Annotated in this window: 11 protein-coding genes; 10 read left to right on the top strand and 1 reads right to left on the bottom strand. The window is 46.9% G+C overall.

Annotation, left to right across the window (positions count from 1 at the left end):
• Window positions 1-144: 144 nt before the first annotated feature.
• The 5 genes from ACOSVP_RS18360 to ACOSVP_RS18380 all read left to right on the top strand — a co-directional run bounded on the left by ACOSVP_RS18360 (window position 145) and on the right by ACOSVP_RS18380 (window position 4,759).
• Window positions 145-339: a DUF2970 domain-containing protein gene (locus ACOSVP_RS18360; RefSeq protein ID WP_487348936.1), complete on the top strand. Its 195-nt coding sequence runs from the start codon at window positions 145-147 to the stop codon at window positions 337-339.
• A gap of 288 nt (window positions 340-627) precedes the next feature.
• Window positions 628-1,752: a cytochrome c oxidase subunit II gene (coxB, locus tag ACOSVP_RS18365; RefSeq protein WP_487348937.1), complete on the top strand. Its 1,125-nt coding sequence runs from the start codon at window positions 628-630 to the stop codon at window positions 1,750-1,752.
• Window positions 1,753-1,763: 11 nt separating this feature from the next.
• Window positions 1,764-3,335: a cytochrome c oxidase subunit I gene (ctaD, locus tag ACOSVP_RS18370; protein ID WP_487348938.1), complete on the top strand. Its 1,572-nt coding sequence runs from the start codon at window positions 1,764-1,766 to the stop codon at window positions 3,333-3,335.
• A 4-nt stretch (window positions 3,336-3,339) separates the two neighbouring features.
• The gene (locus tag ACOSVP_RS18375; RefSeq protein WP_487348939.1) at window positions 3,340-3,873 is read left to right on the top strand and encodes a cytochrome c oxidase assembly protein; all 534 of its coding nucleotides are present in this window, start codon (window positions 3,340-3,342) and stop codon (window positions 3,871-3,873) included.
• Between the two features lie 19 nt (window positions 3,874-3,892).
• A complete protein-coding gene (locus ACOSVP_RS18380) occupies window positions 3,893-4,759 on the top strand; it encodes a cytochrome c oxidase subunit 3 (protein ID WP_487348940.1) in 867 nt (288 codons plus the stop codon).
• Here ACOSVP_RS18380 and ACOSVP_RS18385 read toward each other — a convergent pair.
• Window positions 4,733-4,981 carry a DUF2909 domain-containing protein gene (locus ACOSVP_RS18385; RefSeq protein ID WP_487348941.1) on the bottom strand — a complete coding sequence of 83 codons (249 nt, stop codon included), beginning with the start codon at window positions 4,979-4,981 and terminating at the stop codon, window positions 4,733-4,735. The genes ACOSVP_RS18380 and ACOSVP_RS18385 overlap by 27 nt on opposite strands.
• Before the next feature lie 10 nt (window positions 4,982-4,991).
• On the opposite strand from ACOSVP_RS18385, the gene ACOSVP_RS18390 reads away from it, so the two are divergent.
• From ACOSVP_RS18390 to ACOSVP_RS18410, 5 genes are read left to right on the top strand one after another with little or no spacing between them, the layout of a single operon-like run.
• Entirely contained in the window at window positions 4,992-5,699 is a 708-nt protein-coding gene (locus ACOSVP_RS18390) for an SURF1 family protein (protein ID WP_487348942.1), read from the top strand.
• A 49-nt stretch (window positions 5,700-5,748) separates the two neighbouring features.
• Window positions 5,749-6,279, top strand: coding sequence for a hypothetical protein (locus ACOSVP_RS18395; protein ID WP_487348943.1), 531 nt, complete (start codon window positions 5,749-5,751; stop codon window positions 6,277-6,279).
• 3 nt (window positions 6,280-6,282) lie between these two features.
• Window positions 6,283-7,320, top strand: coding sequence for a COX15/CtaA family protein (locus ACOSVP_RS18400; RefSeq protein ID WP_487348944.1), 1,038 nt, complete (start codon window positions 6,283-6,285; stop codon window positions 7,318-7,320).
• On the top strand, window positions 7,289-8,179 hold the full coding sequence (cyoE, locus tag ACOSVP_RS18405; RefSeq protein WP_487348945.1) for a heme o synthase: 891 nt from the start codon (window positions 7,289-7,291) through the stop codon (window positions 8,177-8,179). The genes ACOSVP_RS18400 and cyoE overlap by 32 nt, the downstream gene beginning before the upstream one ends.
• A gap of 35 nt (window positions 8,180-8,214) precedes the next feature.
• Window positions 8,215-8,817: a Yip1 family protein gene (locus tag ACOSVP_RS18410; RefSeq protein ID WP_487348946.1), complete on the top strand. Its 603-nt coding sequence runs from the start codon at window positions 8,215-8,217 to the stop codon at window positions 8,815-8,817.
• Window positions 8,818-9,105: the final 288 nt, after the last annotated feature.

Raw genomic sequence — 9,105 nt, forward strand, 5'->3', positions numbered from 1 at the left:
GTTTTCTATTTTTGCCTTTTAGGCAATCCTTTCTTAGCAGTTCAAATAGTTATTAAAAATCATCCTTTTATATTTCCTCTATACTGAATTAATTTACTGTATTTTTCTATTCGTGCATTTCGTATTTTGCACTTGGAGTTTCTCATGCCAAAAACCAATGTGTGGCGTGTGATTCGCTCTGTTTTACAGGCAATGATTGGAGTGCAGAGTGAGCGTAATCGCCAACAAGATTTTTCCTCGGGTAAAGCCAGTCACTTTATTGTCGTCGGTATTTGTGTGGTGCTAGTGTTCATCTTAAGTCTGATCTTGCTTGTCAAAACTATCATGTATTTCAGCTAGTTAGCTTCTATTGATAGAAATGTTTTTGGCTAGAGTTGATCTCTTGTCATGTTCTGATTGATCCCTATTACTCGTCATTGCTCTTATTTTTTCTCTTTTCATTTCACGGCAATTTGTCACTGGCAAAGTTTTAATTGCTTCCTATACTCATCCTAACGTCATTTAAAAAATCATTGTTTTTTGTCAAAAAAGTTAAGTGTTGTGCCTAGCCAAGGTCTGTGACATTTGTCACTACGCTGTAGGCCTTAGTTCTCAAAGATAATAATAAAATTGTTAGGACTATGACTGATGCTTAAAAAAGGACAGCTTATTCTCTTAGGGGGAATATCTCTGTATTCATCCTCTGTGTTCGCCGATTGGCAGGTGAACATGGGAGCGGGTGTGACGGAGGTAAGTCGCTCAATTTATGCTTTGCATATGCAGATTTTTTGGATCTGTGTTGCCATTGCGGTTGTGGTCTTTAGCGTGATGTTTTGGTCTATCTTCCGCTACCGCAAGTCCATCGGCGCCAAAGCAAAGCCCTTTCATGAAAATACCTTGGTCGAATTGGCTTGGACCATAGTCCCTGTTGTAATTCTTGTCGCAATGGCGATCCCTGCGACTGCAACGCTCACCGATATGTACAACACCGATGACTCTGAGATAGATGTTCAGATCACGGGCTATCAGTGGAAATGGCAGTATCAATACCTTGGTCAAGATGTCTCCTTCTTCAGTAATCTCAACACCCCGATAGAGCAAATCACTAATCAGCAAGAGAAAGGAGAGCATTACCTATTGGAAGTAGATGAGCCTTTAGTGCTGCCAGTGGGTAAAAAAATCCGTTTTCTGTTGACCTCCAATGATGTCATTCACTCTTGGTGGGTACCTGCGCTGGCGGTTAAGAAAGATGCCATTCCAGGCTTTATCAATGAAACCTGGGCAAAGATTGAAGAAGAGGGAGTCTATCGCGGGCAATGTACTGAGCTGTGTGGCAAAAATCATGGCTTTATGCCGATCGTGGTTCGAGCGGTATCGGAAGATGAATACCAAAGTTGGCTAGTGGCGAAACAGGAAAGCATCGCCAGAGAGCGTGCCGCCGCCGAGCGTGTTTGGAGTATGGAAGAGCTCTATCAAAGAGGTGAGCAGGTCTATTTGAAAAACTGTGCTGCCTGCCACCAAGCAGGCGGGCAGGGTATTCCGTCTATTTTCCCAGCATTAAAAGGCAGTTCCATTGTGCGCTTCGATATGAAAAAGCACATTGATTTTGTCTTGAATGGTCGTCCTGGTACCGCGATGCCGGCTTTTAGAGCCCAGTTGAGTGAAGTGGACATCGCTGCGGTTATTACCTACGAACGCAATGCTTGGGGTAATGATACTGGAGAAATGATTGCTCCTCAGGAAATCAAATCCATGCTTAACGACGAAAGATAAAAGAGGTGTCTATGACGACTGCTGCATTGTCTGCTCATCATGCTCCACCGCGGGGAATTCGTCGCTGGTTGTACACGACGAATCATAAAGACATTGGCACCATGTATTTGGTGTTCAGCTTAGCGATGCTGTTTATTGGTGGTTCCATGGCGTTGGTGATTCGCATGGAGCTATTTGAGCCTGGGCTGCAAGTGGTGGAGCCTGAGTTCTTCAATCAGATGACTACTATGCATGGCCTGATTATGGTGTTTGGTGCGGTGATGCCGGCTTTCGTGGGACTGGCAAACTGGATGATTCCATTGATGATCGGTGCGCCGGACATGGCCTTACCTAGGCTAAATAACTTTAGTTTCTGGGTCTTACCTTTCACCTTTACCATGATGCTATCCACCTTGCTAATGGATGGCGGTGCGCCAAATTTCGGTTGGACATTCTACGCCCCGTTATCCACTACTTATGCGCCGCCAAGCGTGACCTTCTTTATATTCTCCATCCATATGGCGGGGATCTCTTCCATCTTAGGGGCGATTAATATCATTGTCACCATTATGAATATGCGTGCGCCGGGCATGACCTATATGAAAATGCCGCTGTTCGTATGGACTTGGTTTATCACTGCCTTCTTGCTGGTGGCCGTGATGCCTGTGTTAGCCGGTACGGTGACCATGATGCTGACGGATATCCATTTTGGTACCAGCTTTTTCTCGGCTGGTGGTGGCGGTGACCCAGTATTGTTCCAGCACTTGTTCTGGTTTTTTGGCCACCCTGAAGTCTACATCATGATCTTGCCCGCCTTTGGCATTATCTCGCAAATTGTACCGACCTTTAGCCGTAAACCATTGTTTGGTTATGCCTCCATGGTATACGCCACCGCTTCCATTGCCTTGTTGTCGTTTACTGTGTGGGCTCACCACATGTTCGCTGTGGGGCTGCCGTTAGCCGCAGAGTTGTTCTTTATGTATGCGACTATGTTGATCTCCGTGCCCACAGGGGTAAAAGTGTTTAACTGGGTGGCGACCATGTTTAAAGGGTCCATCACCTTTGAAACACCGATGCTGTTTGCCATCGCCTTTATTGTGTTGTTTACCATCGGTGGTTTTTCCGGCTTGATGTTGGCCATTGCTCCGGCTGATTTCCAATATCACGATACCTACTTTGTGGTGGCCCATTTTCATTATGTATTAGTGCCGGGAGCAATATTTTCTATCTTTGCGGCAGTGTATTACTGGTTGCCGAAATGGACTGGCCATATGTACAGCGAGTTACTGGGCAAGTGTCATTTCTGGTGCTCGTTTGTCGGTGTTAATCTGACTTTCTTCCCGATGCATTTTGTTGGCTTGGCGGGTATGCCGCGTCGTGTGCCGGATTATTCGTTGCAGTTTGCTGACTTTAATATGATTTCCAGTATTGGTGCGGCGCTATTTGGTCTTTCCCAACTGATTTTTCTGGTGACGGTTGTGCGCTGCGTGTTAACCGGTCGTGCGGCGCCGGATTCTCCTTGGGAAGGCGCTCAAGGGTTGGAGTGGACCGTGTCGTCTCCTGCGCCCTACCACACATTTTCAAAGCCTCCGTTAGTGGAGTAGCACTATGACAAAAGTTGTGAAACAAACATTACGTCTAGTGGCTATTAGCTTGGGGATGTTTGCTTTCGGTTTTGCCTTGGTGCCACTTTATAACGTGTTTTGTGAAATCACGGGGCTAAATGGCAAGGTAGAACTGCGTCAAAGTGAAAGTAGTGTGCTGGTGGATAGGGATCGTCAGGTGACAGTGCAATTAATTACGGTCGCCAATGCTAGTATGCCGTGGCGCTTTGAAGCACTGCAGCAACAAGTCAGTTTTCATCCTGGAGAGGATGTTAAGGCTCTATTTCGAGTGCAGAACCTAACGAGCATGCAGATGGTTGGACAGGCTATCCCTAGTGTCAGCCCCGCAGAGGGTGCGCGTTACTTACATAAAATTCAATGTTTCTGCTTCGAGCGCCAAGTGCTTGAGGCAAATGAGACGAGAGATATGGTGGTGTTTTTTACAGTGGATCCTGAATTGCCTCAGGATATTCATAAGCTGAGTTTGTCGTACACCTTATTCGATATGACCACAGCGGACGCTGTGTCGAGTCGCTAACCGTTATGTAGGAGGATTTATGACTCCATCACATGAAAACTATTATGTTCCCGAGCAGAGTGGTTGGCCCATTTTGTCCACCGTAGGTTTAGCCCTAGTTGCCATGGGAGCCCCAGTGTTGTTGGCTGGCGGGACACCAGACTTTTTTGCGCTGGGGTTAATGATTTTGGCGTTTATCTTCTTTGGCTGGTTTCGACGGGTGGTGATCGAAAGTCGAAGTGGGCTCTACAGCGCACAAATGGACGTCAGTTTTCGCTTGGGGATGGGCTGGTTTATTTTCTCTGAGGTAATGTTTTTTGCCGCCTTCTTCGGTGCATTAATTTATGTGCGCAACTTTGCTGTGCCATGGTTAGGTGGTGCCGGTTCAAATGCAATGACAGGGCAATTATTGTGGCCTGACTTTGTTGCCACTTGGCCGCTTTTGGATACCCCCGCAGCAGGGTTTCAACGCCCCACTGAGATTGTTGATCCATTTCATCTGCCTTTGCTGAATACCATATTGTTGGTGTCTTCCAGTATAACCTTAACCATCGCCCATCACGGCTTAAAACAAGCAAAACGCGGGCAAGCAATGCTATGGCTGGCGTTGACCGTGGTGCTAGGGATTTCGTTTCTATGGGTGCAAGGAATTGAATATATCGAGGCTTACACCCAAAGCGGTTTGACGCTGCAGTCAGGTATTTATGGTTCGACCTTTTTTATCTTAACGGGCTTTCACGGGGCTCATGTCACCTTGGGCACTATTATCTTGCTGGTGATGTTGGTGCGTATGTTATGGGGACACTTTAATGCAGAGCATCACTTTGGCTTTGAAGCTTCAGCTTGGTATTGGCATTTTGTCGACGTGGTGTGGTTGGGGCTATTTATTTTCGTTTATGTGATCTAGCCCTGACGAAGAGTGGTTGGCCCATGGGGCTTTGGGGGCAATCTGTCCTGTGACAAAACCGTATGCGGTTAAACCAAGCAGTAATGTCGCGAGGAAAATGCGCAATTTTAATGAGGTAAGGAGGCGCTGTTTTTTGCTGTTGTCCTGAAACAAGAAATATAAGCCGCTGAAGAGGCTGATCAGCATGAGGATAAAGAGTGTGATGATGGCAGCAGACAGCATGTGAAAACCTATGTTGATCAGAGCAAATAAGCAATTTGGGTTAATGCTGCTGTGCGGTTTGTTGGTGACGCTGATGTGTAGCTTGGGCGCATGGCAGCTTAGTCGAGCTGATGAAAAGCGTAAGTGGCAACAGGCAGTGATGCAACCGAAAGTTTATTACGAGAATTGGTTTGCTCATATTCAGGATGGCAATTTGCTGAAAGTCACGGGACGTTACTTATCAGAACAGCAGTTTTTACTTGATAACAAGGTGGTAAATGGTGCGCCAAGCTACGATGTGGTGACTCCCTTTATGACGCTAGAGGGCGTGAGGTTTTTTATTAATCGTGGCGCCGTGAAAGCCTTGCCCAATCGCCAGCAACTACCTCAGCTAGAGGAGATGGAAGATAAGCCTGTTAGCCTGCTGGTACGAGTATATGTGCCGAGTAAGCGCGCATTTCGCTTATCCGATGCCCAGTATGCCAGCGCAGGTTGGCCGAAGAGGGTGCAATACTTTGACAGCAGCTATTTTGGTGAAATCGTTCAGCTATCTAAGCTGGAACGCGTCTTTCCTGCCGAAGTGAGATTGGAGCCGAATCAATATGGTGTGCTCAACCGCCATTGGCAAAGTGGTGTGATGACGTCGGAGAAGCACACGGCGTATGCTGTGCAATGGTTTGCTATGGCAGGGATGTTACTGTTTTTAATGGGGTATTACCGATACAAGAAGAAGCTCTAGGCAATGGGCACTAGGGCAAGGCTAGGTGTAGATGGATAAGGAGAGGGCTATGGTCACTACTGATAACCGTCGTCGAGGCCGATTTATCTTGCTGGCATTATTTGCGATAGGTTTCATTCCCATGCTGATTGCTTGGGGGATGGTGCTGGGCGGATGGCGGCCACCGAGTATCACTGCTCATGGCGAGGTTTTATCGCCACCGCTGCATTTGAATGATCCAGTAAGTGTTCCTTCCGAATCCTCACATTTGTGGCGCCTGCTAATTGTTGATCCAGCGTGTCAGCTGGAATGTCGAGAGCAACTTGAGCGCTTGCGCAAAATGCATGTGGCATTGGGGCGCCATGCGGAGGAATTGCAGCGTGTGCTGGTCTCCAATTCAGCTCATGAAGAAGTGATTGACCCTTTTTTGCTTCGTTGGTCATTGTCTGATGTGACTTTCGCTGAACGAGACAGCCTAGCTGAGTCTGTCTGGCTGGTGGACCCTAATGGCTGGGTGGTGCTGAGTTTTTCTCGAGATTTATCCGAAGCAAAGGTTTATGAAGACGTCCTTAAATTAATCAAAGCTCAGGCGCGGGGGTGAAGTATGTCCTCTCCACAGTTGTTGAAGCGATTAACTCTGATAGCAGTGTGTTTAGTTGTGGTGGTGATTGCGTTGGGGGCGTATACGCGATTAAGTCATGCTGGGTTAGGCTGCCCCGATTGGCCGGGCTGCTATGGTTTTTTAACTGTGCCGCAGACCGATGCTCAGTTGGCATTGGCGCAAGTACGTTTTCCAGAAGCGCCACTTGAGTCGGAAAAAGGCTGGTCGGAAATGATTCACCGTTATGCTGCTGGCACGGCGTTATTATTGGTTGCTGTGATGTTGTGGGTGGCGAGACGTGCCAAGTCAGAAGTGGCGACTGTGCCTGTGGGGCATGTTTTGACCATTTTCTTAGTGATGCTAGTGCAGGCGGCGTTTGGTATGTGGACCGTGACATTGAAACTCTGGCCACAAGTGGTGTCATTGCATTTGATTTTCGGTGTTACCACCTTGTCCCTGCTGTACTGGCTGTGGTTGCGTCAAACTTTACCGAAAAGTGATTTTACCAGTAGTTGGCCGGCCTTCTTTGGACTGGTGTTGGTGGTGCTTATTCTATTGTTCCAAATAGCTTTAGGTGGCTGGATGGCGGCGAACTATTCGTCGCTAGCCTGTCCTGATTTTCCTACCTGTCAGGGAAAATGGTGGCCTGAAGCAAATTTCCAACATGGTTTCGATCTGGGGCATCAGGAAATTGGTCCAAATTATTTGGGTGGTCTACTGTCTGGGGAAGGACGTATTGCTATACATCTGATGCATCGGATTGGCGCTTTGGTGTGCTTGGTTGCGATAACCTCTGTTGCCGTCTATATGTTTAACAAGCGTCGAATATTGGCATTACGATTAATGGCTTTGGTCTTTATTCAATGTTTATTAGGTGTTGCCAATATCATCTTTCACGTTCCTGTTTTTGTCGCTGTCTTTCATAATTTGCTGGCGGCTTCCTTGTTAGCCAGTATGGTTGAGGCGCTCTGCGTTGTATGGTCCGCCAGCAAACGAAGAGGAGGGGCTTATGTCTTCCATTACCGAAGTCAGTTCCACTGATGTTTCATGGAGAGACTACTATCACTTATGTAAGCCGCGAGTGGTGGCGGTATTACTGCTTACCGCCTTAGTGGGCATGTGTCTAGCGGACACACGTTTCCCTGATCCCCTTCTACTCGTTACTGCTTTATTGGGCATTGGTCTGTGTGCTTCGTCGGCGGCCGCCTTTAATCACGTGCTGGATCGTCGTTTTGATGCGCTGATGTCTCGTACACGAAATCGCCCATTACCGACTGGGCAGCTGCGTCCTATGCAAGCGATTGTATTTGCTTGCCTCATAGGAGTAACGGGCTTTGTCGTACTGTTTGAATGGGTGAATCCTCTTACGGCCTATTTAACTTTAGCGTCCTTGTTAGGCTATGCGGTCATCTATACCGCTTTCTTAAAGCGGGCCACACCGCAGAATATCACCATTGGCGGCTTAGCGGGGGCGATGCCGCCTTTGCTCGGTTGGGTGGCGATGACGGGGGAGTTTGTGTCGAATAGTTTATTACTCGTGCTGATTATTTTTGCTTGGACGCCGCCACACTTTTGGGCGTTAGCGATCCACAAAAGAAAAGAATATGAGCTTGCAGGTGTGCCTATGTTGCCGGTTACTCATGGAGTGGCTTTCACAAGGTTGCAGATTTTGTTGTACACGCTGCTATTAATACTTACGACGACACTTCCATTTGTGGTGGGAATGAGTGGAATTGTCTATTTGCTCGGAGTTGCGGTACTCAATGTACGTATGCTGATGTTTGCATTGCAGCTCTATAAAGAAGACGAAGCCATACCAATTAAGATGTTCTGGTATTCCATTCGTTACATCATGTGGCTATTTGCTTTGCTTTTGGTGGATCACTACCTAGTTGTCTAAGTAAGGGTCACTTAAACATGCATTGGAGGTCAATTATGTATGTGCAACATGTTTTTGGCTTAATAAGTCATCCTAAAGAGGAGTGGAGTGAGATCGTTGGTGAGCGTCATTCCATTGTTGAATGTTACACGCGCTATCTTATTTGGCTAGCAGCCATTCCTGCTTTATCACTGTTTATCGGCACAACGCAGGTAGGTTGGAGCTTGGGAAATGGCGATGTGGTACGTATGACGGTGGCGAGCGCGGTACCGATTGCGATTTCATTTTATGTGGCGTTGCTTGTTGCCGTTGCTGTGATGGCGTATGCCATGTATTGGATGGAGAAAACCTATGGTGTGACGGCTTCTCTTGATCGTTGCTTTATGGTGACGACTTATACCGCAACACCCTTGTTCTTATCTGGCTTAGCTGGTTTGTATCCTGTTATGTGGTTCGATGCACTGATCGGGTTGGCTGCCGTAAGCTATGCCATCTATCTGTTGCTTAAAGGGACACCCGTGCTAGGTCATATTTCTGAAGAGCGTGGTTTCTTGTTCTCTATGTCTGTGGCAACGGTTGGTTTGTGTGTTTTGGTAGGTTTATTAGCTTTTAGTGTCATCCTTTGGATGTCGGCTATGCCCCCTGTTTTTGTGCGATAAATATAAATGAAAAAAGATAAAGAAGTTTGTTGACGGGGCTCGATTCGTACGTATAATGTGCCTCCACAAATCAAGGAGACGCTCCAAACACTGGAGCGTTTCTTATGTAAGAGCCTAGCTCTTACAGCTGCTCTTTAACAATTTAGAACTTTGAAATAGACGATAATCAAGCGTCAAACCGGTGGAATCCGTTCTTAACCCGAATGAGATTCTATGATCGTAAATCCAATGCTGAACAAAAGCAGCACTGGTATGTAGTTCAAAGTAGCGACTAACTTCGGTTAGAAA

This window comes from Marinomonas sp. HM11-D (assembly GCF_057626615.1).